This is a genomic window from Rheinheimera sp. D18 (assembly GCF_004345025.1).
Taxonomy (GTDB): domain Bacteria; phylum Pseudomonadota; class Gammaproteobacteria; order Enterobacterales; family Alteromonadaceae; genus Alishewanella; species Alishewanella metallidurans.
Genome location: NZ_CP037745.1, coordinates 3,057,677 through 3,082,476, shown reverse-complemented (window position 1 = coordinate 3,082,476; position 24,800 = coordinate 3,057,677). Strand labels below are relative to the sequence as shown.

At 45.1% G+C, this 24,800-nt stretch carries 29 protein-coding genes; 19 read left to right on the top strand and 10 right to left on the bottom strand.

Going from position 1 to position 24,800, the window contains the following annotated elements; all coding sequences use genetic code 11:
* Window position 1 precedes the first annotated feature (1 nt).
* Genes gspG through E0Z06_RS14430 form a run of 8 tightly spaced genes read left to right on the top strand, consistent with a single transcriptional unit; the run spans window position 2 to window position 5,433 of the window.
* The gene (gspG, locus tag E0Z06_RS14465; protein ID WP_132586147.1) at window positions 2–466 is read left to right on the top strand and encodes a type II secretion system major pseudopilin GspG; all 465 of its coding nucleotides are present in this window, start codon (window positions 2–4) and stop codon (window positions 464–466) included.
* Entirely contained in the window at window positions 466–1,062 is a 597-nt protein-coding gene (gene gspH, locus E0Z06_RS14460; RefSeq protein WP_132586144.1) for a type II secretion system minor pseudopilin GspH, read from the top strand. Before gspG ends, gspH begins: the two co-directional genes overlap by 1 nt.
* A complete protein-coding gene (gspI, locus tag E0Z06_RS14455) occupies window positions 1,059–1,427 on the top strand; it encodes a type II secretion system minor pseudopilin GspI (RefSeq protein WP_132586141.1) in 369 nt (122 codons plus the stop codon). The genes gspH and gspI overlap by 4 nt, the downstream gene beginning before the upstream one ends.
* Window positions 1,420–2,040 (top strand): type II secretion system minor pseudopilin GspJ, encoded by a 621-nt coding sequence (gene gspJ / locus E0Z06_RS14450; RefSeq protein WP_132586138.1) that lies wholly within the window; start codon window positions 1,420–1,422, stop codon window positions 2,038–2,040. The genes gspI and gspJ overlap by 8 nt, the downstream gene beginning before the upstream one ends.
* Window positions 2,040–3,029, top strand: coding sequence for a type II secretion system minor pseudopilin GspK (gene gspK / locus E0Z06_RS14445; protein WP_132586135.1), 990 nt, complete (start codon window positions 2,040–2,042; stop codon window positions 3,027–3,029). The genes gspJ and gspK overlap by 1 nt, the downstream gene beginning before the upstream one ends.
* On the top strand, window positions 3,026–4,213 hold the full coding sequence (gene gspL / locus E0Z06_RS14440) for a type II secretion system protein GspL (RefSeq protein ID WP_132586132.1): 1,188 nt from the start codon (window positions 3,026–3,028) through the stop codon (window positions 4,211–4,213). The genes gspK and gspL overlap by 4 nt, the downstream gene beginning before the upstream one ends.
* Window positions 4,210–4,680 carry a type II secretion system protein GspM gene (gspM, locus tag E0Z06_RS14435; RefSeq protein ID WP_132586129.1) on the top strand — a complete coding sequence of 157 codons (471 nt, stop codon included), beginning with the start codon at window positions 4,210–4,212 and terminating at the stop codon, window positions 4,678–4,680. The genes gspL and gspM overlap by 4 nt, the downstream gene beginning before the upstream one ends.
* 9 nt (window positions 4,681–4,689) lie before the next feature.
* Window positions 4,690–5,433 (top strand): type II secretion system protein N, encoded by a 744-nt coding sequence (locus tag E0Z06_RS14430; protein WP_132586126.1) that lies wholly within the window; start codon window positions 4,690–4,692, stop codon window positions 5,431–5,433.
* Between the two features lie 26 nt (window positions 5,434–5,459).
* On the opposite strand, the gene yrfG is transcribed toward E0Z06_RS14430, so the two are convergent.
* Window positions 5,460–6,140: a GMP/IMP nucleotidase gene (yrfG, locus tag E0Z06_RS14425; protein ID WP_132586123.1), complete on the bottom strand. Its 681-nt coding sequence runs from the start codon at window positions 6,138–6,140 to the stop codon at window positions 5,460–5,462.
* Window positions 6,141–6,199: 59 nt separating this feature from the next.
* Here yrfG and nudE point away from each other — a divergent pair, with 59 nt between their 5' ends.
* The 4 genes from nudE to E0Z06_RS14405 all read left to right on the top strand — a co-directional run bounded on the left by nudE (window position 6,200) and on the right by E0Z06_RS14405 (window position 11,193).
* Window positions 6,200–6,799, top strand: a complete 600-nt coding sequence (gene nudE, locus E0Z06_RS14420; RefSeq protein ID WP_132586120.1) for an ADP compounds hydrolase NudE — start codon at window positions 6,200–6,202, stop codon at window positions 6,797–6,799.
* The gene (gene cysQ, locus E0Z06_RS14415; RefSeq protein ID WP_132586117.1) at window positions 6,777–7,607 is read left to right on the top strand and encodes a 3'(2'),5'-bisphosphate nucleotidase CysQ; all 831 of its coding nucleotides are present in this window, start codon (window positions 6,777–6,779) and stop codon (window positions 7,605–7,607) included. Before nudE ends, cysQ begins: the two co-directional genes overlap by 23 nt.
* Window positions 7,608–7,795: 188 nt before the next feature.
* On the top strand, window positions 7,796–9,397 hold the full coding sequence (gene pckA / locus E0Z06_RS14410; protein ID WP_132586114.1) for a phosphoenolpyruvate carboxykinase (ATP): 1,602 nt from the start codon (window positions 7,796–7,798) through the stop codon (window positions 9,395–9,397).
* Between the two features lie 176 nt (window positions 9,398–9,573).
* A complete protein-coding gene (locus E0Z06_RS14405; protein ID WP_132586111.1) occupies window positions 9,574–11,193 on the top strand; it encodes a methyl-accepting chemotaxis protein in 1,620 nt (539 codons plus the stop codon).
* Window positions 11,194–11,257: 64 nt separating this feature from the next.
* Here the strand turns inward: E0Z06_RS14405 and E0Z06_RS14400 are convergent, their stop codons facing one another.
* Together E0Z06_RS14400 and E0Z06_RS14395 are read right to left on the bottom strand one after the other, a co-directional pair.
* Complete coding sequence (locus E0Z06_RS14400; protein ID WP_132586108.1) at window positions 11,258–11,500, bottom strand: YheU family protein; 243 nt, start codon at window positions 11,498–11,500, stop codon at window positions 11,258–11,260.
* Window positions 11,497–12,570 carry a hydrolase gene (locus E0Z06_RS14395; protein WP_243695521.1) on the bottom strand — a complete coding sequence of 358 codons (1,074 nt, stop codon included), beginning with the start codon at window positions 12,568–12,570 and terminating at the stop codon, window positions 11,497–11,499. Before E0Z06_RS14395 ends, E0Z06_RS14400 begins: the two co-directional genes overlap by 4 nt.
* Here E0Z06_RS14395 and E0Z06_RS14390 point away from each other — a divergent pair.
* The 3 genes from E0Z06_RS14390 to E0Z06_RS14380 all read left to right on the top strand — a co-directional run bounded on the left by E0Z06_RS14390 (window position 12,556) and on the right by E0Z06_RS14380 (window position 16,138).
* Window positions 12,556–13,047, top strand: a complete 492-nt coding sequence (locus E0Z06_RS14390) for a hypothetical protein (protein WP_132586105.1) — start codon at window positions 12,556–12,558, stop codon at window positions 13,045–13,047. The two genes, E0Z06_RS14395 and E0Z06_RS14390, sit on opposite strands and share 15 nt — an antisense overlap.
* 12 nt (window positions 13,048–13,059) lie before the next feature.
* Window positions 13,060–14,610: a GMC family oxidoreductase gene (locus E0Z06_RS14385; protein WP_132586102.1), complete on the top strand. Its 1,551-nt coding sequence runs from the start codon at window positions 13,060–13,062 to the stop codon at window positions 14,608–14,610.
* Window positions 14,611–14,761: 151 nt separating this feature from the next.
* Complete coding sequence (locus E0Z06_RS14380; RefSeq protein WP_132586099.1) at window positions 14,762–16,138, top strand: diguanylate cyclase; 1,377 nt, start codon at window positions 14,762–14,764, stop codon at window positions 16,136–16,138.
* A 28-nt stretch (window positions 16,139–16,166) separates the two neighbouring features.
* On the opposite strand, the gene E0Z06_RS14375 is transcribed toward E0Z06_RS14380, so the two are convergent.
* Complete coding sequence (locus E0Z06_RS14375; protein ID WP_132586096.1) at window positions 16,167–17,780, bottom strand: NAD(P)/FAD-dependent oxidoreductase; 1,614 nt, start codon at window positions 17,778–17,780, stop codon at window positions 16,167–16,169.
* A 175-nt stretch (window positions 17,781–17,955) separates the two neighbouring features.
* On the opposite strand from E0Z06_RS14375, the gene fdxA reads away from it, so the two are divergent.
* The gene (gene fdxA / locus E0Z06_RS14370; RefSeq protein ID WP_132586853.1) at window positions 17,956–18,282 is read left to right on the top strand and encodes a ferredoxin FdxA; all 327 of its coding nucleotides are present in this window, start codon (window positions 17,956–17,958) and stop codon (window positions 18,280–18,282) included.
* A gap of 15 nt (window positions 18,283–18,297) precedes the next feature.
* Here fdxA and E0Z06_RS14365 read toward each other — a convergent pair whose 3' ends face one another.
* The 3 genes from E0Z06_RS14365 to E0Z06_RS14355 form a co-directional block, all read right to left on the bottom strand.
* Window positions 18,298–18,438 carry a DUF3149 domain-containing protein gene (locus E0Z06_RS14365; protein ID WP_132586093.1) on the bottom strand — a complete coding sequence of 47 codons (141 nt, stop codon included), beginning with the start codon at window positions 18,436–18,438 and terminating at the stop codon, window positions 18,298–18,300.
* Window positions 18,439–18,526: 88 nt separating this feature from the next.
* Window positions 18,527–19,003 carry a TIGR02444 family protein gene (locus E0Z06_RS14360; protein WP_132586090.1) on the bottom strand — a complete coding sequence of 159 codons (477 nt, stop codon included), beginning with the start codon at window positions 19,001–19,003 and terminating at the stop codon, window positions 18,527–18,529.
* Window positions 18,996–20,903 (bottom strand): ATP-binding cassette domain-containing protein, encoded by a 1,908-nt coding sequence (locus E0Z06_RS14355; RefSeq protein ID WP_132586087.1) that lies wholly within the window; start codon window positions 20,901–20,903, stop codon window positions 18,996–18,998. The genes E0Z06_RS14360 and E0Z06_RS14355 overlap by 8 nt, the downstream gene beginning before the upstream one ends.
* A gap of 102 nt (window positions 20,904–21,005) precedes the next feature.
* Here E0Z06_RS14355 and E0Z06_RS14350 point away from each other — a divergent pair, with 102 nt between their 5' ends.
* Window positions 21,006–21,212, top strand: coding sequence for a YheV family putative zinc ribbon protein (locus E0Z06_RS14350; RefSeq protein ID WP_132586084.1), 207 nt, complete (start codon window positions 21,006–21,008; stop codon window positions 21,210–21,212).
* 3 nt (window positions 21,213–21,215) lie between these two features.
* Here E0Z06_RS14350 and E0Z06_RS14345 read toward each other — a convergent pair whose 3' ends face one another.
* Together E0Z06_RS14345 and E0Z06_RS14340 are read right to left on the bottom strand one after the other, a co-directional pair.
* Window positions 21,216–21,443 carry a SlyX family protein gene (locus E0Z06_RS14345; protein WP_132586081.1) on the bottom strand — a complete coding sequence of 76 codons (228 nt, stop codon included), beginning with the start codon at window positions 21,441–21,443 and terminating at the stop codon, window positions 21,216–21,218.
* Window positions 21,430–22,410 (bottom strand): hypothetical protein, encoded by a 981-nt coding sequence (locus E0Z06_RS14340; RefSeq protein ID WP_132586078.1) that lies wholly within the window; start codon window positions 22,408–22,410, stop codon window positions 21,430–21,432. The genes E0Z06_RS14345 and E0Z06_RS14340 overlap by 14 nt, the downstream gene beginning before the upstream one ends.
* Before the next feature lie 105 nt (window positions 22,411–22,515).
* Between E0Z06_RS14340 and fkpA the strand changes: the two genes are divergently transcribed.
* Window positions 22,516–23,250: an FKBP-type peptidyl-prolyl cis-trans isomerase gene (gene fkpA, locus E0Z06_RS14335; protein ID WP_132586075.1), complete on the top strand. Its 735-nt coding sequence runs from the start codon at window positions 22,516–22,518 to the stop codon at window positions 23,248–23,250.
* A gap of 55 nt (window positions 23,251–23,305) precedes the next feature.
* On the opposite strand, the gene rsd is transcribed toward fkpA, so the two are convergent.
* Entirely contained in the window at window positions 23,306–23,791 is a 486-nt protein-coding gene (gene rsd, locus E0Z06_RS14330) for a sigma D regulator (protein WP_132586072.1), read from the bottom strand.
* Between the two features lie 146 nt (window positions 23,792–23,937).
* Here rsd and nudC point away from each other — a divergent pair, with 146 nt between their 5' ends.
* Window positions 23,938–24,744: an NAD(+) diphosphatase gene (gene nudC, locus E0Z06_RS14325; RefSeq protein WP_132586070.1), complete on the top strand. Its 807-nt coding sequence runs from the start codon at window positions 23,938–23,940 to the stop codon at window positions 24,742–24,744.
* Window positions 24,745–24,800 lie beyond the last annotated feature (56 nt).

Below are 24,800 nucleotides of genomic sequence, written 5' to 3'. Positions count from 1 at the left end.
TATGTTAAAGCAACAACAACAACGTAAACTGCAGCGCGGTTTTACTCTATTAGAAGTCATGGTAGTTATTGTTATTCTTGGCATTATTGCCAGTATGGTCGTGCCTAACTTGATGGAAAATAAAGATCAAGCCGACAAACAAAAAGCGATTGTTGATATTCAGCAGCTAGAAGGCGCGCTGGATATGTATAAGCTGCGCAATGGCTTTTATCCAACAACTGAACAAGGTATGCAGGCACTCGTTACTGCGCCAACGTCGCAACCGGTGCCGCGCTCATTCCCTGAGGCCGGTTTTATCCGTCGATTACCAAAAGATCCTTGGGATGAGGATTATATTTTAATTAGCCCAAGCCAAATCAAAGCTGGGCGCATAGATATTTTAAGTAAAGGCCCAGATCGCATCGCCGGTACCGATGATGATATTGGTAATTGGAATTTAGATGGCGACGCGAGTAAAAACAACTAATGCGGCATTTACCAATTCAGCAGCGTTGTACTACCGGCTTTACCTTAGTTGAGGTGATGCTGGTAATGCTGCTAATTGGTTTGCTAGCTACTACGGTAGTCATGAGTTTTAGCGGCGAGTCGAATGAAGAAAAGCTAGAAAAAGAAGCCGAACGATTTCAGCAAATATTTCAATTTGTTGCCGAAACAGCAATGTTAAAGCAGCAAGAGTGGGGCTTGTACGTACAAAATGAACGTTATGGCTTTTTATATTACAACAATAAAGATGCCAAGTGGGCTGAAGCTGACCAACCGCTAAGCCTGCAGCAATATAAACTGCCGCACGGTATTACTTTGCAGCTAGAACTAGAAGGCCTACCTGGTGAAGACGATAATCTGCTAAGTCAGCTAGATTGGCAACTTGATGACGAAACCAAACCTGATGAGAAAAGTAAGGTACCGGTATTACCTCAGGTGTTTATTTTATCCTCAGGCGAAATTAGTCCGTTCAAGTTAATACTAAAAAAAACGACCAACTTAACTGCCCTCTACAGCTCTGTATCAACTGACTTTGCTATTCCGTTAACCCGAACCGCGGCATCAACGGAGCAGCCATGAAAGCAAAAGGCTTTACGTTATTAGAGCTACTGGTTGCTATGGCTATTTTTGCCACTGCCGGTATGGCGATTATGCAGTCTAGCGCAGCTCATATTCGGAATCTTAGCCAGTTAGACGAATTAACTATTGCCAGTTATGTTGCGGATAATCAAATGCAGTTGGCCATGCTAGATAGCCAATGGCCAGGTAAGGAAAAAAGCCAAGGCGAAGTTAATATGGCCAATCGGCAATGGCTATGGCAACAAAAAATCGGCCAATTAGCCGACAACGATTTACGCCTAGTACAAATTAGCGTTAGCCTAGCTGAAGCGCCAGAGCAAGTTTTGTATCAGTTACAAAGCTATAAAGGTAAACCCGGTGTATAAGCTAAGTCGCGGTTTCACTTTTATTGAAATGCTATTGGCGGCCGCTATTTTTGCCCTTATTGGTTTAGCATCGGTAGCGGTGCTAAGCAGTGTTACGCAAAGTGATGAATTATCAAAGTTGGCTAGCGAGCGGTTAGTGCAGTTGCAGCGTACTATGCTAATGCTAGAACGAGACTTTATGCAAATGAGCGTGCGGCATGTGCGTATCGCTGGCGAGGCGCCAGCAAAGTACCGGCTATACGGTGAAAAGTTTCTGTTAGACAGCGAAGATCATGGCGTAAGCTTTGCCCGCCAAGGTTGGCGCAATCCCGGCATGATATTGCCGCGCAGTGAAATTCAGGCAGTAGCTTATCGGTTGCAAGAAGGTACGCTGCAACGTTTATTTACATTGTATCCTGATGCGGTAACGGGCACAGAGCCTAAGGTGCAGCTATTGCAAACCGGCCTAACTGGTTTTACCGTGCAGTACTTACAAGGCGATGAGTGGCTAGAGCGCTGGCAAGATGCTAATTTTCCCGCCGCAGTGCGCATAACATTAGTCGATGAGAGTTTAGGTAATTTGGTGCGTGTATTTTTATTGCCTGACGCCGTAGTTGCGGAGAAAACTCACTAATGAGAACTTTGCACAAGCAAACCGGCGTCGCGTTAATTGCCGTGTTAATGATAATCGCCATTGTGGTGGTTATTGCCGTGAATATGAATGGCCGGCTGCAACTACAGTTACAACGTCAGCAAAATATACAGCAACAACAGCAAGCATTTTGGTATGCGATGGGCGCAGAACAGTTTGCTAAAGTGTTGCTTAGCCGCACCTTAGCCGGCCAACAAACGGTTAATTTATCTCAAGATTGGTCGTTGCAAGGCGCAACCTTTCCTGTAGACAACGGCACAATCGCCGGTGAAATTATTGACCTACGAAGCTGCTTTAACCTTAATGCACTACAAAACGTATTAGCATCTAACAGTAACCGAATACAGCAAACTGCCGCACAAAAAGCGTTTTTACGTCTGTTAGAATTGAAGGCTAGCGAATTGTCGATGCCGGCTGAGTATCTTTTGGCACGTATTGGCGACTGGCTAGATGCAGATAGTTTACTTAGCACGGCCGGTAGCGCAGAAGATGACGATTACGCCGCGCTACGCTTCCCGTATTACACCGGCAATGGCCTAATGGCCAGTGTGACAGAGCTGCGTGTAATGCTAGATATGACACCAGCAGATTACCAACTTTTCGCCCCCTATGTGTGTGTGGTGCCAGAAGATAATCGCTTGCTGCTTAATGTGAATACGTTAACTGAAGATAGCGCGGTATTGCTGGCTGCGCTGATCCCGGAATTAACCGAAGTAGCAGCGGCAGATCTTATTGCTAACCGACCCGAAACCGGTTTTGCTAGCGTAGAAGAGGTTTTTACCGCGCCTGAGTTAGTCGGCATTACCGTTGCTGACGACGTAAAAACCATGCTAAATGTTAAGTCAGACAGCTTTCAACTTACAGCAACTGCCGCTTATTTAGAAAGTGGCTTTGTTTTAACGTCGGTATTAAAAATAAATAATAATAATCAGGTCAAGGTATTGGCCCGGCGATTTGGAGGCCAGGGGTGAGTGAGCAGTTGGTAATTCGGTTAGGTAGCCGAGCAGAGCATAATATCAGCTGGCTGGTATGGGCTGGCCAAAATCAGGATGTGATAGCTAGCGGCGAGGTTGCCGGTGTAGCCCAGCTAACCGAGCTATGCACTCGATTAGGTAATAGGCCCGTTATAGCCTTAGTTCCAGCATCTGACGTGGTACTAAAACAAGTTAATTTGCCGAGTAAACCGAATCGGCAATTACTGCAAGCCTTGCCTTATATGCTGGAAGAAGAGCAAGCAGAAGATATAGAAAAGCTATTTTTAGCCTTAGGCTCCGTGCAACACCACGACGGCCAATATAGTCAGCAAGTTGCCGTATGCCAGCACGAGCGGATGCAGCAATGGTTAGATTGGTTGCAATCGGCAGGTTTTAGCGTTAGTCGCATATTGCCAGATGCTTTGCTATTGCCAGAACAGCAATTGCCCGCGTGTATTCAATTACAAAATCAGTGGCTGTTAAAGCAAAGCTCTTGGCAGGTATCCGCCATCGACGTTAGCTGGTGGGGCGATTATCTGCAGCTCGCCGGTCTGCCTATGCTTACTAGCTATAGCCCTTGGCCTGATGAGTTAGCGCAGAGCCATCAGCTGGCTGAACCAGAGCTGCCGTTAGCCTTATTGGCCAGCCAGCTACAGCATAACGATTTCAACCTATTGCAGGGAGAATATAAACCTAAGCGTCAAGTTAATCGGCAATTACAGCTATGGCGCAGCAGCGCAATTTTATTCGGTGCTTGTTTAAGCATTTATTTGTTGCAACTGGGTATAAGTAATTGGCAGTTATCACGGCAAAGCGCGGCGTTGCAGCAGCAAAGCCAAACCCTCTATTTACAGGCATTTCCGCAAGAACGTATTGTTAATCTTAATTTGCAGTTAAAACAGAAACTCGCTGCGGTAGGTGGTAATTCTGAGCAAAATTTTTTGGTGTTACTCGATAGTTTGCAACAACAAATAGCTAAGGTGCCAGACATTAGTTTAGAAAACCTACGTTACGATGGAAAAAGAGCCGAACTGCGTTTTGAGGCAAAAGGTGATAGTTTTCAAAGTTTTGAAAAACTGAAGTCCGCATTAGAACAAGTCGGCTTTAGCGTTGAGCAGGGCGCATTAAGTAACGATGGTGGCAAAGTGCAAGGTAGTGTTGCTATGCGAGGTAAGGTATGAAACAGCAGTTTTTAAGCTGGTGGGCAACGTTACAGCTGCGCGAGCAGCGCTTAGTAGCTGGCGCAGTAGTTGTCGTTGTGGTTGGGTTGTTTTATTGGCTGTTATGGCAACCGTTGCAGCAAGCCAGTGTAACGCAACAGAAAAAAGTACAAGCGGCTCAGCAGCAATTAAACCAATTACAACAACTGTTGCCCCAGCTTAAAGCGGTAAATACTAACGTGGCGCGCACTGGCGGCAGCTTACAGCAAATTATTAGCAGTAGCGCGCGGGTTGCGGGTATTACCGTAAACCGAATGCAGCAACAAAATGACACTTTAACGCTGGTATTAGCCAACGCCAGTTTTGACCAGCTAGTTAGCTGGGTGCACGCGTTGCAGTATCAGCATGGGGTAAAGCTAGTAAATTTAGACATTGCCACCGCAGATAAGCCGGGCATAGTGCAGGTTAGACGCATGGTAGTGGAGTAAGCAGGTAGTATGTCAAAATTAAAACTTCTTATTATTGGTATTGTAAGTTATCTGCTATTCGCCTTGTTGCTTACCCCCGCAGCATGGTGGTTAAAGCTAGCTCCCTTGCCGCAACAGCTGCAACTAGGCCCGGTTTCAGGCACCTTATGGCAAGGCCAAATAGCGGGCTTACGTTATCAGCAATTGCAATTCGATACCCTAAGTTGGCGTTTAAATGCGTGGCAGCTACTTACAGCAAAGGTACAGCTTGAGCTGCAAAGTGGTAGCGTACAAAATATTAGCGTACCTTATATTAAAGCTACAGCTAGCTACGGTTTTGACGGGGCAAGTGTGCAAAATGCGTTAGTAAAATTACCAGTAGCACAAATTGTCCCTATGTTGCCGTTACCCTTGCCGGTAGATGCAACCGGCGAGCTAGTGTTAGATGTAACGCAATTTAACCAGGGCCAGCCTTGGTGTCAGCAGTTATCAGGCAGTGCTAGTTGGCAGGATGCCAAGCTACAAACGCCAACCGGCACTTGGTTAGATTTACAAAACCTGTTCGCCGAATTAAGTTGTGGCAATGGCACTATAGTATTAACTACCGATGGGGCAAATTTGTTAGGACTTAATGTTAAAGCGGTAATTAATGCTGAGCAGTTGCAGGTTAATGGCACATTGCAGCCAGATGCGAGCATGCCAAAAGAAGTGCATCAGGCTATGCAGTTTTTGGGTAAGCCTGATGCACAAGGACGCTATCCGCTGCGCTTTTAATACGCCAATTTTAACTACTACGCTGGCTAAAACCGGGGTTTGCGATAAGCGCGAATGTCATTTAGTAGTACGGCATAGTCGGTAACCGCAGGAAACTCGGTAATTTCTCGAGCTAACTGCTGGCTATCTGGGTTGGCTACAGCAAGTAAGTGTCGAATACCATAATCTTGCGCGGCTTTTAAAATTGGCAGGCTGTCATCAACAAATAAGGTACGTTTAGGATTAAAGTCTAAGCGCTGCTGTAATTGTTGCCATAAAGCTTGGTTTTCTTTGGTTACACCAAATTCATGCGTAGAAATGCGTGTATCTATATAGTGAGCCAGCTCGGTGCGCTCTATTTTTAATGACAGGCTGTCAGGGTGAGCGTTGGTAACTAATACAATTTGCCGACCACTGTGTTTTAGCGCCGTTAAAAAGTCTGGTACGTCGGCGCGCATAGCAATTTTGTGCATCACCTCACGCTTTAGCTGGTTAATTGGCAATTGCAAACGCTTGGCCCAATAATCAATGCAGTACCAGTTTAATTTACCGTTAAGCTCAACGTATTCCGCTTTTAACTGTGCTTCGGCACTACTAAGACTAATGCCGCTAATTTCTGCCCAGCGCCGAGGTAGGTGTTGCATCCAAAAGTAGTTGTCGTAATGCAAGTCTAGCAACGTACCATCCATATCCAGCAGCACGGTATCAATTTCGGCCCAGTTCAGCATAGGTTTTTCCTGTTAATCGTTTTATAGTAGCAGGCTTAGATTGTACCAGAGGTGCCAGTATGACGCAGCGACAGGATGATAAAGTTAGTAACAAACAAAAACCTGAAATTTTAAACGCCGATATTGTTGCCCAAAGCCGCTTGTTCAAAATAGAGCAGCTAGAATTACAGTTTAGTAATGGCGTGTTGCGCACCTATGAGCGAATGCGTAGCAGCGGGCGTGGCGCAGTAATGATTATTGCCTGCCCTGATAACGAACACTTCTATTTGGTGCGTGAATACTGCGCAGGTACACATGACTATCAGCTTGGCTTTCCCAAAGGCTTAATTGACCCAGGTGAAGACGCACTGATGGCCGCCAATCGGGAACTAAAAGAAGAGATCGGTTTTGGCGCCCGTCGCTTTGTACAATTAAAATCACTAGCCTTAGCACCAGGTTATTTTAATGCTACAATGCATATAGTTCTGGCCTTTGATTTATATAAAGAAACATTAGAAGGCGATGAGCCAGAACCATTAGAATTAGTTACATGGCCGCGTCAGCACAGCAACGCTTTATTGCAGCAGGCTGATTTTACTGAAGCCAGAAGTGTCGCCGCCCTGTTTTTAGCGCAGCAATATTTGGAAGCGAACCCAGATGTTTTTAAGCAGATTGCTTGAACCAGTAAAATCTGCAGCCCAAGAGGCCGGTGCAGAGCTATGGCAGTTATATCAAAGCGGTAATTTTCAGCAGCAACAAAAAGCCGATTTAAGCCCCGTTACCAGCGCTGATATTGCTGCGAATCATATTATTATTAATCGTCTGTCTGAGTTAACCCCTAACATACCTATCATTTCTGAAGAATCTTATTTAGTGCCGTTGGCGCAACGACAAGATTGGCCAAGATACTGGCTAATTGACCCAATGGACGGTACACAGGAGTTTGTTGCCAGAAGTGGCGATTTCGCGGTAAGTATTGCATTGGTAGAACGTGGCTGGCCTGCCTTAGGCGTGATCTACTGGCCGAAAGAAAATGTCATGTATTATGCCTGCCGAGGTAACGGCGCGTTTAAGCAGCAACGCAACTTAATTAACCGTATTCGGGTAAATGAATACCAAGTGGGTGACACACTAAAAATTGCCATTAGTCGACGCCAACCGTTACAGCCGATTATAAATTTACTACAAAACAATAATCAGGTTGAATATATCGCCTTAGGTAGTTGCTCGTTAAAAAGCTGCTTAATAGCTGAAGGTAAAGCCGATTGTTACCTGCGTTTAGGCCCAACCGGCGAATGGGACACTGGCGCTGTGCACGTTATAGTAGAAGAAGCCGGTGGCAAGATTCTAGACAGTGAGTTTAATGCGTTAAGCTATAACCAACGTGACACGCTTGGCAATCCTGATTTTATGGTAATGGGCCAAGCCAGCATACCTTGGCAGCAGCTAATAAAATCTCGACCAACACAACGCAACCTAAAAACCTAGCACCAGGTCGCTTTATAGAACGGCTTTTAGCCAAATCGGGCGGTTTGCTAACTATCTTTTCACCGAGAAAAACGCTATTATGCGGCCAGATTTTTGCTCACCAAAACAGAGCTGAGTGACAAAATCATTATAAATTTAAGTCATCTCGAGACTGCCCCTTTACCTACAGTACCCTTAGGAGTTACATCATGTCCGAACTGGATCTGCGCCAATACGGCATCACAGATGTCACGGAAATCATTTATAACCCTTCGTATGATCAGTTATTTGCGGAAGAAACCCGCGCTGATTTACATGGTTATGAACAAGGCAAACTGACCAAATTGGGCGCAGTTTCAGTTGATACTGGTATCTTTACCGGTCGTTCACCAAAAGATAAGTATATTGTGCGCGATGACACGACACGCGATACGGTATGGTGGTCTGATCAAGGTAAAAATGATAATAAACCTCTTAGTCAAGAAGTATGGACTGAATTAAAATCAGCGGTAACTAAACAGTTGTCGGGTAAACGTTTATTCGTTGTTGATACGTATTGTGGTGCCAATAAAGATACGCGCCTTGCTGCGCGCTTTATTACCGAAGTAGCGTGGCAAGCACATTTCGTAAAAAACATGTTTATTCGCCCTACCGATGAAGAGCTTAAAACCTATCAGCCAGATTTTATCGTGATGAATGGCGCGAAATGTATAAACGCTAACTGGCAGCAGCATGGTTTAAATTCGGAAAACTTTGTCGCCTTTAACCTAACTGAACGCATTCAGTTAATTGGCGGCACTTGGTACGGCGGTGAAATGAAAAAAGGTATGTTCTCAATGATGAACTACTTTTTACCATTGCAAGGTATTGCCTCTATGCACTGTTCAGCCAACGTGGGTAAAGACGGCGACGTTGCAGTTTTCTTTGGTTTGTCTGGCACCGGTAAAACTACCTTATCAACCGATCCTAAGCGTCAGCTAATTGGTGACGACGAGCACGGTTGGGATGACGATGGCGTGTTTAACTTCGAAGGCGGTTGTTATGCTAAAACCATTAATTTATCGAAAGAAAACGAGCCAGATATATATAACGCCATTCGTCGTGATGCTTTATTAGAAAACGTGACCGTGTTAGCTGACGGCGAAATTGATTTTAATGACAGCTCTAAAACAGAAAATACCCGCGTGTCTTACCCGATTTATCACATTGATAATATCGTAACGCCAGTATCTAAAGCGGGCCATGCGAAAAAGGTTATCTTTTTAACTGCTGATGCTTTTGGTGTATTACCGCCCGTGTCTAAGCTGACTAAAGAACAAGCTAAATACCACTTTTTATCGGGTTTTACTGCTAAATTAGCGGGTACTGAGCGTGGTATTACAGCGCCTACACCAACATTCTCTAGCTGTTTTGGTGCGGCGTTTTTAAGCTTACACCCAACTAAATATGCTGAAGTATTAGGTAAGCGTATGGCCGATTCAGGCGCCGAAGCTTATTTAGTTAATACCGGCTGGAACGGTACTGGCAAGCGTATTTCTATTAAAGCAACACGTGCTATTATTGATGCGATTTTAGATGGCAGTATTGAAGATGCAGAATTTGTGCAGTTGCCGTATTTCAATTTAGCCATGCCAACAGCGCTTAAAGGTGTTGATGACGTGTCTATTTTAGACCCACGTAATACCTATAACCAAACCGCAGACTGGGATGTTAAAGCCCAAGATTTGGCACAGCGTTTCGTTGATAACTTTGTTAAGTTTACCGATAACGATGAAGGTAAAGCATTAGTGGCCGCAGGGCCGCAGCTATAGTTTAAAAAGGCCGCTTCAGCGGCCTTTTTTATCACAACAATTATCAGCAAAATTGTTGCTATAGTTAATTCTGATAAAAACCCTAATGTTACTGGCAACTTAGTATTGTTATAGCTAAAGTAATAACATATCAGTCGCAAGGTGGCAGGTAAAACAGTGGCAAACAGAGGTAACCGATGCTAAGAAAAATTACAATTCAAAAACGGCTAATTACCGCCTTTGGTCTGCTAGCGTTATTGCTAGCGATAACTGGCATTTTAGGCTTGCAAAGCTTGTCTAAAGTGAGAGCTCAGGCTGATATTGTTGAAACAAAGCTATTACCAGCGGTAAGTGATCTGGGTCAATTAGAAATACTGGCAACGCGCTCTCGCGCGGTAACGCTGCGTTTGTTGTTAGCGATTGATATTACGCAAGAAGGCGCTGCTTTTGAAAAAATAAAGGCGATTAACGAAGAGGCGCATAAAGCCAATAAAGCCTTTGCCGCGACCATTGACACACCGCAGGTGCGTAACGTGTATCAGCAATTTAATACGGTGCTAGATCAATATTTTACCTTGCAACAGCAAACCTTAGAATTTTTACACAAAGAAGAGCTTGGCGCCGCCCAGGATTTACTCGATAAAATGAACCCCGTAGCGGATCAATTAACCGCCTATATGAATCAGTTATCAGATTTAAATCAGAAGGCTGCCGATGAGGCTCGTGCTGAATCGATAGCAACCTATAATTCTGCGAAATGGGCGGTTATTGCGCTGATTATCGTCGCCGTTATTATTGCCTTGGTTATCGCCATACTTATTTCGCAAAGCGTAAACCGGCCATTATCTCGTGCCGTTATTTCCGCCCGTTTTATTGCCGACGGCGATTTAACCCAAGCCATTGTTGTTGATGGTAATGACGAGCTAATGGAGTTATCCAGCGCGCTTGAGCAAATGCAGCAAAAATTGCGTGATGCTATTAGCCATATTTCTAGTTCTTCTAGCCAATTAGCGTCGGCTGCCGAAGAGCTAAACGTGGTAACGGATGAGTCTGCTAAGGCATTGCAGCTACAGAATGACGAAGTGCAGCAAGCCGCTACCGCAATTACTGAAATGAGTTCGGCAGTAGATGAAGTAGCAGGTACGGCATTAAAAACCTCGGAAGCGTCTACGCAATCGGCTAATTTAGCTAAAGACGGCACACAAAAAGTAACGCAAACCAGCAAAGTAATTGAAAAAATGAACGCCGATGTACGTCAGAGTACCGGCGTTATTAATACGTTGGCTGAAAAAGTATCATCAATTAACCAAGTATTAGAAGTTATTCGCAGTGTTGCAGAGCAAACCAACTTATTGGCCTTAAACGCGGCGATTGAAGCAGCGCGTGCTGGTGAAGCTGGTCGTGGCTTTGCAGTAGTTGCCGATGAAGTGCGCAGTTTGGCACACCGTACGCAAACGTCAACCGGTGAAATTGAGCAGATGATTCAACAAGTACAAGCGTCAGCGAAAGAAGCGGTTGGTGCTATGCAGTTAATTAGTGGTAATGCTGATAACGCGCAAAATGTGGCTAAGTCAGCAGCAGATGCGTTGGAGTTAATTACTGAAAACATTATGGCAATTAGTGATCAAAATCATGTTATTGCCGGTGCCGCAGAAGAGCAATCGAAAGTGGCGCGTGAAATTGACCGCAATATTGTTACTATTAGCGACTTAGCCGCACAAACGGCGGCGGGCTCGCATCAAACTACAGCCAGTGCGACAGAGCTAACGCGTTTGGCAGTAAAGCTAAACGAGTTGGTAGGCCGGTTTAAATTATAGTCAGTGGTAATTTATAAAAATAGAAAAACGGCCGCAGTAGTGGCCGTTTTTTAATGCCGCGGTTTTAGTCAGAATGCGGTTCAATAGGTTGCTGTAAGAACTGCTGCTTTGACATTAAGTTAATACTTTCATGCAGTTCAGAATAAACAATGACCACATCGCCGTTTTCTAGCTGTTGCTGCACCTGCAGTACTTTTTGTGGTAATGACACTTCTATATCGCCGTAGTCGGTGCCTTCGCGCAGTATGTAATATTCAATTAAGTTGTGCAGTGTGTCGGTAGCGATATCGGTATAAGGAATAATCATAGGGTTAGGTGGCCTTGAATAAATTCTGGAATACGTTGGTTTAGCCAAAACCTAGGCTTAAATACGCTACCGCCAACAAAGCCAACATGGCCTCCGCCGCTAGTAAGCTCGTAGAGAATATGTTGGTTTAGCTCGTTAGCTGTTGGGATAACAGCCTGTGATAAAAACGGATCGTCTTGGGCATGGATAATAAGCGTAGGAATATCGATGTGTTGTAAAAACGCTTTGCTACTCGCCTTTTGGTAATAATCTTGTGCGTTTAAAAAGCCATGAATAGGCGCAGTGTAATGCTCGTCAAACTGTTCAATACTATTGAAGCCGCGCACCTGTGCCGAGGTTAATGGAATAGGAAACTGTGGAAACTGTTTTAGTTTTAATAACGTACTCTGCTTTAGTCGACTGAGTAAGTAGCGTTGATAAATTTTGCTACTGCCTTGATTAATGCGGCTAGCACAAGCTGATAAATCTAGAGGTGGGCACACAGCTACTGCCGCAGATAGCGGATTATTACCGTTATGCTCACCGCAATATTTTAGTAATACGTTGGCACCTAATGAATATGCTACGCCAACGAGCTTTTGTTCAGGAAAACGCTGTTTTATTTCAGTTAATACTTCGGCTAAATCGGCGGTGTCACCACTGTGGTAAGCGCGGGGTAGTTTGTTAGGCGCGCCATTGCAACCACGAAAATGCATTAGCACTGCAGGCCAACGCAAACGGCGACACTGTGCCAGCATCGCTTGCACATAATGGCTGTTGATATCGCCAGCTAAACCATGCAATAGCACCACTATAGGCGCATCTATCGCAACGCGAGAAGGCTGCATCCAATTAAGTTGTAATTCGTCACCGTCAGGTAGCATGAAAATTTCGGCTACCGTTTTTTGCTTTTTACGTGGGCTTAAATATTTGGCAAATATAGTCTGTAGATGCGCATGTTTTAGCCACCAAGCTGGTTTAAATGATGATGAAACAACTGGTCTGACTTGAGCTTGCAAATTAGGCTTTCCTGATAAACAATGAAGTAACTTAGTTAATACAATAGACACCACTAGATGGATCGGCGACAATTTATTTTCCGTGGCCTTGCGCTAGGCATTAGTGCTAGTTTGGGTATTACCGGCTGGCAATACTATGCTAGTGAATCTGATAGTAACCGAGACTGGGTGCTGTCTGCGTTGTTGCCTGCACTATTATACGGTGCTTTGCCAAAAGATACGACCTTAGCGCAGCATGAGCTGGCACGCACTCAAACTGCAATTACAGATTTTATGCCTTATTTACCCGTTAGCCAACAACAAGAATTAGCAGACTTATTTGCTTTATTAGCTAACCGCATTAGCCAGCTGGCGCTGAGCGGGCATATTACTGCATTGCCACAGTTATCGGTAAATCAGCGGTTGGCGCTGTTGGCCAGTTGGCGTGATAGTTATCTTCTAGTATTGCAGCAGGCCTACCATGGCTTGCGCGAGCTGCTATATGGCGCATATTACGGTCAACCAGAACACTGGTTGCCTATTACTTATACCGCGCCTAAATTTTGCTAACGAGACCATACGATGACAGCTAATCACTTAGATGCGAGCCAGTTTACGGCTAATCAGCACTTTACTGCGGATATTGTGATCATTGGTTCTGGCGCTGGCGGTGGTATTGCCGCTGAGCAACTGACTAATGCCGGTTTTAACGTGCTTTTACTGGAAGAGGGGGCATATTACCGCAGTAATGATTTTGTCATGGAAGAACGTTGGGCGTACCCAAACTTATATCAAGAAGGCGCTGCCAGAAAAACCCAGGATAAAAGTATTGGTATATTGCAAGGTCGCACGGTTGGCGGTTCAACTACAGTTAACTGGACTACGTCTATTCGCACACCTCCGTCAACACTCGATTACTGGCACAGCGAGTTTGGCCTTAACTTTACTGGTGAAAACGATTTAGCGCCCTTTTTTCAGCATGCCGAACAGCGCTTGAGTATTCAGCCATGGCCCGTGCCACCCAATGCCAATAATGCTAAACTGCAACAAGGCTGTGAAGCCTTAGGCTGGCAATACACGGTGATCAATCGCAATGTGAATGGCTGTGCTAATTTGGGCTATTGCGGTATGGGCTGCCCGATTAATGCTAAGCAGTCAATGTTAGTCAGTACCATTCCTACCGCACTAAGTAACGGTGCGCGACTTATTTCTCGGCTGTCGGTGCGTAAGTTACTGTGGCAAGACCATCAAGTTACGGGGTTAGAGGCAGTACCTGTCGATGCGCATTTTCAGCCGCGTAGCGATATTAAAGTTACTATTGCCGCTACACACTATATTGTTGCTGGTGGTGCAATTGGCTCGGCCGCGCTGTTACTGCGCTCAGCGGTGCCAAACCCATCGGGTCGCTTGGGTAAACACACTTATTTGCATCCTACTGTTATTTCAGGTGCGTTGTTTGCAGATGATATTAATGGCCATAGTGGTGCACCGCAGAGTATTTATTCAGATCAATTCGTTTGGCCTCGCGATAATAATGTTGCTGGTTATAAGCTAGAGGTGCCGCCAATTCACCCAGTATTAATGGCAACTAAGCTGATTGGCACCGGCGAGGCACATGCGGCTTTAATGGCGCAGCTTAATAAACTGCAGGTATGTATTGCTTTACAGCGTGATGGGTTTCATCCAGAAAGTCAGGGTGGCACGGTGCTGTTGGATGCACAGCAACAGCCCGTTCTAGACTACCCAATCACGGACTACATGTGGCAAGGCATGCGCCAAGCACTATTGTCGATGGCCGAGTTACAGTTTGCTGCCGGTGCTAAGCAGGTGTTACCTATCCACCATGATGCCAAACTTTATAGTAGCTTGCCTGAAGCAAAAGCAGCCATTGAACAATTGCCAATGGTGAAACTGCGACAAACCGTAGTATCCGCGCATGTAATGGGTGGCTGTAATATGAGCGTTAACGCCAATAATGGTGTGGTAAAACAAAATGGGCGTCATCATCAATTACAGAATTTATCGGTGTTCGATGGCTCTATTTTACCCACGAGTTTAGGCGCTAATCCGCAACTGACTATTTTTGCGTTGATATGGCGAAATTGCCAACTGTTGATAAAAGAACTGATGTAATGTTAAGTATTTGCGTGCTTTTAGAACGGTGTTTAATTAGACCCGCTAAACGGCTATTTTTCTGCGGCGCTTTTGTTAATTCAACACTGGTATAGTGAGTAAATCATGCTAAGGTTTAAGGCATTACTGGGTGGTGAGTGTTTAGCGTATTATGAACACTGAGAGTTATAAGTCTCTGAGCAATTATATCGACTTGTTGCTAGATGCTATTTGCGTAGTAGACCGTCACGGCCGGTTTGAATTTGTCAGTGCCGGTGCTGAGCGCATGTTTGGTTATACGCCAGCCGAACTCATTGGCAAGCCAATGATTGATTTGGTACACCCAGATGATCGTGCGCGCACCTTACAAGTAGCAGATGAAATAAATGCCGGTGCGGTAAAAGTTGATTTTGAAAACCGCTATCTTCGTAAAGATGGCCAAGTTATTCATTTACTCTGGTCGGCGCGTTGGTCACAAAGTGATAAACGTAGAGTAGCCGTAGCCCGTGATATAAGCCGCAGCAAGCAGATAGAAGCCCGCCAAGCCGCAGTATATGCCATTTCTGAAGCAGCGTTTGCTACCGATGACCTCCCTAGCCTATATCAGAGTATTCAGCAAATTGTGGCTCGGTTAATACCCATGCGGCGTTTTGCCATAGTGCTTAAAAACGCCGACTCTGGCCAATTAAGCTTTGCCTATAATGCGACGTTGCAATTGCAGCATGATGAAACGGATAACGTTGATGTGTTAACGCTGTGCCAGGAAGTTATCCGGCGCTCTGAAACGATTATACTTTCAGGTGATAATAAAACTGAGCTATCAACTGCGTTTCACCAGCGAGTACAAGACAAGTTTGTTAATTGGCTTGGTGTGCCGCTTAAATCGCATACTGCGGTTATTGGCGTGTTAATGGTACAAAATGCGGCTTCGGCTAATGATTATATTAATAGCGAAGTAGAGCTGCTGGAGTTTGTTTCGGTGCAGATAGCGGTAGCGATTGAGCGTAAGCAGATGATAGCGCGACTGCAGCGTAGCGCCTTGTATGATCAGCTAACCCAGTTGCCTAACCGAGAGCTGTTTTACGACCGTTTACACCTTACTATGTTGCAAGCAGAGCGAGAGCAGCAATCTTTTGCGTTACTGTATTTAGATTTAGACAAGTTTAAGCAAGTAAATGACAGCTTTGGCCATCATGTTGGTGATGAGTTATTACAACAAACCGCGCAGCGTATTCAGCAATGCTTGCGCCAAACTGATACTGTGGCGCGCTTTGGTGGTGACGAGTTTGTTATTTTACTGCCGAATTCTGACAACGAAGCCGTAGCCTTGCAGCAAGCAGAAAAAATTCGTAATGTGTTAAGTCAGCCGTTTAGTTTATCAAACCAACACGTTACGGTATTACCAAGTATTGGCTTGGCGTTATATCCGCAGCACGCTAAGGCGGCTAAGACACTGATAATGTGTGCGGATAATGCAATGTATCTGGCCAAAAAAGCTGGCGGCAATCTAGTTATGCCAACTAAGCTACCGCAACATGAACAAGTTTAAGTTTGAGTAATAAAATCAACGCTTATTATTAGCTTTTTACCTGCGCAAGCATCGCCAGCGCTAAAGCTTCTGCTACTTTAATCCCGTCTATACCAGCAGATAAAATACCGCCCGCATAGCCTGCGCCTTCTCCAGCAGGGTATAAGCCTTTTAAATTAATGCTTTGCATATCGTCGCCACGTTTAATGCAAATAGGTGAAGAAGTGCGAGTTTCAACCCCCGTTAACATACCGTCTGCTTTAGCAAAGCCTTTAATTTGCCGGTCAAAGGCGGGTATTGCCTCGCGAATCGCCGTGATAGCAAATTCAGGCAGTACTTGTGCTAAGTCGGTTAGCGTAATGCCAGGAGTGTACGATGGCTTTACTTCACCTAGTTCGGTGGATGCCTTACCTAACAGAAAATCGCCAATTAATTGGGCTGGCGCATGGTAGTTTTCGCCACCGAGTTTAAAGGCTTTTTGTTCTAACTGGCGCTGCAGTTCAATACCCGCTAACGGGTGCCCCGGGTAGTCACGCTCGGGGTCGATTCCTACCACAATAGCACTATTGGCGTTCCGTTCGTGGCGCGAATATTGGCTCATGCCATTGGTGACTACACCGCCTTGCTCGGACGACGACGCAACTACCGTGCCGCCTGGGCACATACAAAAACTGTATACACTGCGGCCATTACTGCAATGGTGTACCAGCTTATAGTCAGCGGCGCCTAAAATAGGGTTGCCGGCATTACGACCAAAGCGGCACTCGTCGATCATGGATTGTTCGTGCTCAATCCTAAAACCAATAGAAAATGGCTTAGCTTCAATATAAACACCTTTGTCATATAGCATTTGAAAGGTGTCGCGCGCGCTATGGCCGATGGCTAATACTACGTGCTTGCTGTGCAGCCGTTCGCCACTCGCTAAGGTTAAGCCGGTTAGCTGCCCATCTTCAGTATGAATCTCATCAACTCTAGTGTTAAAGCGGATCTCACCACCTAAGGCAATAATGTTAGCGCGCATTTTTTCCATCATAGCGACCAATTTAAAGGTGCCTATGTGCGGTTTGCTCACATACATAATTTCTTCTGGTGCGCCAGCAGCAACAAATTCGCTCATCACTTTACGGCCATAGTGCTTGGGATCTTTTACTTGGCTATATAATTTTCCATCAGAAAACGTACCGGCACCGCCTTCGCCAAATTGTACGTTGGACTCGCTATTTAATGCTTTACCCCGCCAAAAGCCAAAGGTGTCTTTAGTGCGTTCGCGTACGTCTTTGCCGCGTTCTAAAATGATGGGATTAAAACCCATTTGCGCCAAGATTAAGCCGGCAAATAAGCCACAAGGGCCAAGACCAATAACAATAGGGCGCTCTGCTAAGTTGTCTGGCGCTTGGCCAACATAGGCATAGCTGGTGTCAGGAGTTGGCTTTACATGCTGATCGTGGGCAAAACGTTGCAGCAGCTGCGCTTCGTCATCTACATCAATATCTAAGGTATAAATCAGCTGAATATCTGCTTTCTTGCGTGCATCGAAACCGCGTTTAAATACCGTGATGTTATGTAGTTGTTCGGGAATAATAGCTAATTTTTCGATAATAGCCGCGGAAATGGCATTTTCATCATGATTTAACGGTAATTTTATTTCGGTTAGGCGCAGCATAGAAGTTCCATATCGGTGTCATTGCGACAAGGCCGGGTGCCTAGGCGCTCACAAGATACGTACTATGTTACGCCAACTTGGCACGGTTGTCCGTAAGGTTTTAAATGCTGCAACTTGTTTTTCTAGCGTGCTGCAGTATGATCTGCAACCTACAACTAGATGGAACCGCATTACTATGGCTTTTGTCGTACTGGATAACTGCATTAAATGTAAATACACCGATTGTGTGACTGTGTGTCCAGTAGATGCTTTTTTTGAAGGCCCTAATTTTTTAGTTATTAGCCCGACAATTTGTATCGATTGTGGTTTGTGTGAGCCAGAGTGTCCAGCAAATGCCATAGTGCAAGAAGAAAAAGTACCCGCTGAACAACAAGGGTTTATGCAGCTAAATGCAGAGTTGGCCGAGATATGGCCGAATATTCGTGAAATTAAGCCAGCACCGGCAGATGCCGATGCGTGGAATGGTGTGCCTGATAAATTGCAGCATTTAGAGTTAGACTAGAATAACGTGTAATGGTTATTTACCGTCTGGCTGCTCATTATTTACTTTATGTATAAAGTAAATAGCATAGAAAATACCTAAACCAATCAATATTGCTAACCCTGTAAAAGAAATAAAAATTACTGGATCGTTAGTAAATTCGTGCCACAAGTTCATCGTCTAGCCCTCGCGCTGTGTAATTGCTGCCAGTATAGACGATGCGATTAGCGGTTAAGCTGATACAGATCAAAGATTGGTCAGACCTTTAGCTTAACTGAGCAATGGCTTGGCGTAGGTTATGCAATTGTTGCTGTTGTTTAGCTGGCTCAATGGCCAGATAAGCCAGATATTGCTCAAGCATTGGTGTAGCCGCTGCTAACGGCACTGGGCATTGTTCGACTAATACCTGCTGCTCTAACTGTTCTAGTACGAGCTCGGTTTGTAGCAATAGCTGTTTTAATGAGGTTTGTTGCGCTGGGTTTAATAGCGGGCAATGATTATTGCGCCTTATTGCCCGCAGCGGCTGGGTATATTGAACACTAAAGGTATGCAGCTTGTTAGCTAATAGCACAAGCGCATCTGGGTTAAGGCTGCACTGCCGATGCTCTAAATAGCAAAGCAGTAGTAATAAGTTTATGTTCGCGCCTAGCTCATCCTGCCATTGCAGCGCAGTGTGCTTAACTTTTGGGTATAGCGCTAAGCTAAATTGCCACAGCTGCTTAGCGCTAGGTGCCTTAGCCATTTTGTTGCCAAAACTTATCGCTTTGCTGTTCAAGTTCGTCCTGCGCGATAAACCAATCTTCTTCAATGCTAGTTAAGTTAGAGCTTGCCGCTGCTTGTTGTGCCAGTAGCATAGTAAGTTCAGCTTTTCGCTCAGCGGAGTAAATATCCGCATCGGCTAGTTGCTGCTCGATAACACTGAGTTCAGTGGTGAGCTTTTGTTGTTGCTGCTCTAACTTTTCTATTTTTTGTCGCAGCGGGCGTAACAGATTGCGCAAGTCAGCTTCTAAGCGTTTTTGATCTTTACGTTGCACGTTAACGCTAATTGTCGCTTCGGCTACTGCGGCATTTGCCGTTTTGCGGGCGTCTTGTTGCAGCCATTGGTAATAGTCGGCTAAATCGCCGTCGAATGGCGCTACTTTACCATTAGCTACCAGGTAAAATTCGTCGGTACAGCTGCTTAATAAATGCCTGTCGTGCGAAACAATAACAATGGCACCCTCAAATTCTTGTAGCGCCATAACAATAGCTTCGCGCATATCTAAATCAAGGTGGTTGGTCGGTTCGTCAAGTAGCAATAAATTTGGCCGTTGATACACAATTAATGCTAGCACTAAACGTGCTTTTTCACCGCCAGAAAATGGCGCGCAGGCTTCTAACGCTTTATCGCCATGAAAACCAAAGCCACCTAAAAAGTCACGTAACTTTTGTTCTGGCACTAGTGGGTCTAGTCGTACTAAGTGTTGTAGCGGCGAGTCTTGTGGGCGTAAGGTCTCTAATTGATGCTGGGCAAAGTAACCTAAACTTACACCATTGGCATACCAGATATCGCCACTTTGGGCTGGCATGCTACCGGATAATAGCTTAATTAGCGTAGATTTACCGGCACCGTTACGGCCTAATAAACCAATGCGGCTACCAGGCAATAATTGAAACTTAATTTGGCTTAAAATGATGTTATCAGCGTAACCGGCCTGCACATTCTCCATTTTTAATAATGGGTTTGGTAGTGCTTTTGGCGCTAAAAAACTAAAACTAAACGGTGAGTCGACATGTGCTGGCGCTACTAGTGTCATACGTTCTAATGCTTTAATGCGGCTTTGAGCCTGGCGGGCTTTAGTGGCCTGGGCTTTAAAGCGGTCGATAAACTTTTGTAAATGCGCCACGTGGCGTTGCTGTTTATCAAACGTTGATTGTTGCTGCGAAAGTTGCTCGGCGCGCTGGCGCTCAAATTGACTATAGTTACCTTTGTATAAGGTTAAAGTTTGCCGTTCAATGTGCACAATATTGTCGGTTACTGCATCCAGAAAATCGCGGTCATGACTGATCAGTAGTAACGTGCCTTGATAATTGCTCAGGTATTTTTCTAGCCACAACACAGCATCTAAATCTAGGTGGTTGGTGGGTTCATCTAGTAACAATAGTTCAGCACGCTGCATCAATGCGCGAGCCAAATTAAGGCGCATACGCCAGCCACCAGAGAACGATTTCACGGCGTGTTGTTGTGCTTCGCCGCTAAAGCCTAAGCCATCTAATAAAATACCGGCTTTAGCTTCGGCGCGATAACCGTCGAGTGTTTCTATTTGTAAATGCACCGCGGCTAAGTCTGATTCGCTGCAGCCCGTGCGCACTTTAAGTAACAGCGGAAATAGTTGTTCGTCACCTTGTAATACGTAGTCCATTGCGCTGCAATCAAGCGCTGGGGTTTCTTGGGCTACTGTTGCAATATGCCAGCTAGCAGGAATGCTAACATTCCCGGCATCTGCGTGCAGTTTGTTTTGCAGTAGCGCAAATAGGCTGGATTTTCCACAACCGTTGGCACCGACAATTCCCACCTTTTGCCCCGGAAATACGGTAAGATCGGCGCCTTGAAATAAACACTGAATACCACGGCGCAGTTCAACCTGTTGCAGCTGGATCATGTTGTTTCCTGTGTAACTGAATTGGGCTGCTAATTTACCCGTATAAGTGCAACAAACCAAGGCTTAGCGCGTAAAATTGCTGGACAAAAAATGAGGCGAAAAATGACAACACGGAAAAAGAAGCGTTTTATTGCTGGTGCTAGCTGCCCAAAGTGCAAGGCAATGGACACGATGATGTTGTTTTTAGAAAACAATGTAGAAAAAGTTGAATGTGTACAGTGCGGCCACCAAATGGTGCAGCCAGAAGCGCAAGTCGCTAAAGCGAGCCGCGCTGCTGAGCAGGTAATTGGCGTATTTAAGCCAGAGTAGTGCTTAGTAATGCGGCGGCAGGGGCTCTTCTTCTGGCCGCAGTATGCCTTGGTCGTCGGGTAGGTTGCGTAGCTTTTCTGCCAGCAACATAACTTGTTGCTGCAAGCGGTCTATTTTTTTGTGATGCTCAAGTAATTCATTACTTAAGCTATTTACCGTGTCTTCCTGAAATGCCAGCTTACTTTCTAGCTCTACAATATGCAGCTGTAACTCTTGCTCACTTGTCATCATGTTTTATATCCCATACTTCGGCTATGCCACTGGAGCTTTCGCTAATAAGTTGATTATCGCCTAAAAAGGCTACCGCATGCACTACTGCGCTAGGCGGACGGCTATCAGGTCGTACTGAAACCTGCCATCGTTGTAGCTCCGCGCCAGTTTGTACATCCCACAGCGCGAGCTTACGGGTTGGTGCACCCGTAGCCAAGGTTTTGCCATCAGGGCTAAAGGTTACAGCACTAAACACTTGCTGGCGCGCGCTAAATTGCAGCTTGCTTATCAGCTTGCCGGTTTTAATATCCCAGATTTGTGCTAAATCTTGGCTGTCTGCCGTAAAGGCATAGCGGCCTTGCGGGTCTAAAGCTACCTTTGTTACTCGGCTTGGATGGCTAAAGCTATAAATAATTTGCGCACTTTGCGTATCCCATAAATAGGCTTTGTAATCGTTACCACCCGTAAGCGCATAGCGACCATTCGGCGACATAGCAACACTGTTAATCCGCTCCGTGTGGCCTAAAAACTCTAACCGACGGCCGCTAGCTAAAGTAATGTGTTGCACACCACCGTTACTTTTACCAATGAGTAAGTGAGCACCGTTATCGGATACGGCGATGTCACGCACCGTGGCCTCGTCTAACTGCCAGTAACCGATGTTTTTACCATTCTCAGTATTCCATAGCGCATAAGTGTGCTGATCTGCAGTGAGCACATGGCTGTTATCATGGCTAATCGCTAAGCTAAATACTAAGTTATCCGCGGCATCTTGATGTCGCCATTGGTATTTTAGCGCGTTAGTTTGCAAATCCCATAATGCGACGCCGTCTTGAACCGATGATACCGCAGCAAAGCGCGCATCATCTGACAGCGCTGCAGCATAACTACCTTTGGCAACATGAGTAAATTGCTGTGCGGGTAACGGCGAACTTAGTTTTTCGCAACCGCCGAGCAATAATAGTAGAAAAAACGCAGGATATTTCATGTCGGGTGTTAACCTCCAGAGCACAAACCGTTAGTATAGGTCAGTTCGTTACACACTATTAAAACATACTTTTGCAGCCTTGCTGCGTAAATCTTGGAGAACTAAATGCGCTTAGTTACAAAAATGACTCTGGTCGCAGTAGCAGTAATGACACTTGCTGCATGCCAAAAAGAAGCAGAGCAGAAACCTGCAGTATTGGATACTGACGAAGCTAAACAGTCTTACAGCTTAGGTGTTTCTGTTGGCCGTTACTTAGATAGCACATTGGAAGATTATACTAAGCTTGGCCTGACAGTAGACCGTGCTTTAATTTTACGCGGTGTTCAAGACGCGGTGTCTAACAAAGCGACCATGTCTGATGAAGAAGTTCAGGCAATGATGACGACGTTGGAAGAAAAATTCCGTGAAAAGCAAACGGCGATGGTAGAAGCCGAAGCAGAGCAAGCAATAGCTTCAGGCAAAGCTTATTTAGCTGAAAATGTGAAAAAAGAGGGCGTTACCGTAACAGAGTCTGGTTTACAGTACGAAGTTCTACAAGCCGCTGATGGTGCTAAACCAGCCGCCACTGATACGGTTAAAGTGCACTACACGGGTACTTTAGTTGATGGCACTAAGTTTGATAGTTCGTTAGATCGTGGCGAGCCGGCGCAGTTTCCATTAAACCGCGTTATTCCAGGTTGGACTGAAGGCGTTCAGTTAATGAATGTGGGTTCTAAGTTCAAATTTACTATTCCGTCAGAACTTGCCTATGGCGAGCGTGATATGGGCGTTATCAAGCCTAATAGCGTATTAGTATTTGAAGTTGAGCTATTGGAAATTGTTTCAGCAGAAACTGAATAAGTTTGCGGTGAAATAAAGAAAAAAGCGGCTTATGCCGCTTTTTTATGCGAATAAATTACGCTTGAACACTTGAGTCATTATGCTTTTCGTACAGCGTATTAATTAATTGATCTTCGTATTCAAAACGTTGCTCTAATGCTTGACCAAGTTCGGATAGCTCTCGGTCAAAAGCGCCGCTATGTCGTGTGCTTAGGTGGTCAGCATATAAGTCATTAAAATTGAGCGCTAAATCGGTAGAAACGGCAATTTTCGGATAGAGGCTATCAGCCAGTTTACGGCTATCGGTGCCGTTTGTAGCTGATTCGGATACTATACGTTCGTATACTTCAAAATGCCCGGCAGATAAGTAGTCGACCATTAACTGACAAAATTCTTGTACATTAGCTTGGCTTGGCAAAGTGGTACGTTTGGTATCAAAAGGAGGCAGTGCTGCCAGTTTACAGTAACTTACAATAAGCTGCTGTCTGTCATCCAGCCAGCTATCGATGGCACCAAGTGAGCCACCCCATTTGTTTCGCGCTGTCTGCACACGGGTGTACATTGCCTTCTCCTTAAGTGCAGCAAAGGTGCTGCGATAGTGTCTAATTAAATAAGTTTTGCAGTAAAGATCAACCGTTTTCTTATTGGTCTGCTCAGTAAACGGCATTATGATAGAGCACGATAACAGAGTACCTCAGAGAGTAGCTTATGATCAAACATAGTATCCGTGTCACACCAAACCGCAAAGGTATTTGGTTTATTGTAAATCGTGGCCGAATTTGGTTGAACGCTAAGCGCGAACTACCGCAGGGTACATATAATGAATTAATCCTATCGGCTGAGCCTGAACAATTTTGTTTCATTGGTCAACTTGGTGACCAAGATGCCTACCTACTGGTTAACCATGACCACATTGCTAATGAAGATGAATGGGTAACACCTCGAGAGTTGCTTACGGTAAGTGATGAAACTTTCCAGCTTGCTGCTAGGGCAGTGCAGGTTGCACTCTTTTTACAAACGCATCGGTTTTGTGGCCAATGCGGCAGTGCGATGAGCCTAGTTAGCTGGGAACTAGCTGCCCTGTGCAATAAATGTGGTCACCGCTGCTACCCCCGCATTGCACCCTGTGTACTGGTTGGCATCGTTAAAGATAACCAGATTTTACTTGCTCGGTCAAACCGACACCGAGCTGGCTTCTTTTCAATTTTAGCGGGTTTTGTTGAATCTGGTGAAACACTAGAACAAGCCGCTGTGCGCGAAGTAAAAGAAGAGGTAGGAATTGATATTGCAAACCTACGCTATGTCGGTAGCCAACCTTGGCCGTTTCCCCATTCATTAATGACCGGTTTTATTGCCGATTATGTTGCCGGTGACATAGTGTGTCAACCGCACGAAATTGAAGAGGCTTATTGGTTTTCTTTTGACCAATTACCAGAAACACCACTAGAACAAACCTTGTCTGGACAAATTATTGCTCAGCTAAAGCAAATTTCAGACAATAAAAAAGCCACATAATGTGGCTTAACTAAATTTTTACGTGGTCCTGTTAAAACAGGCTTCTTGCTTGTTAT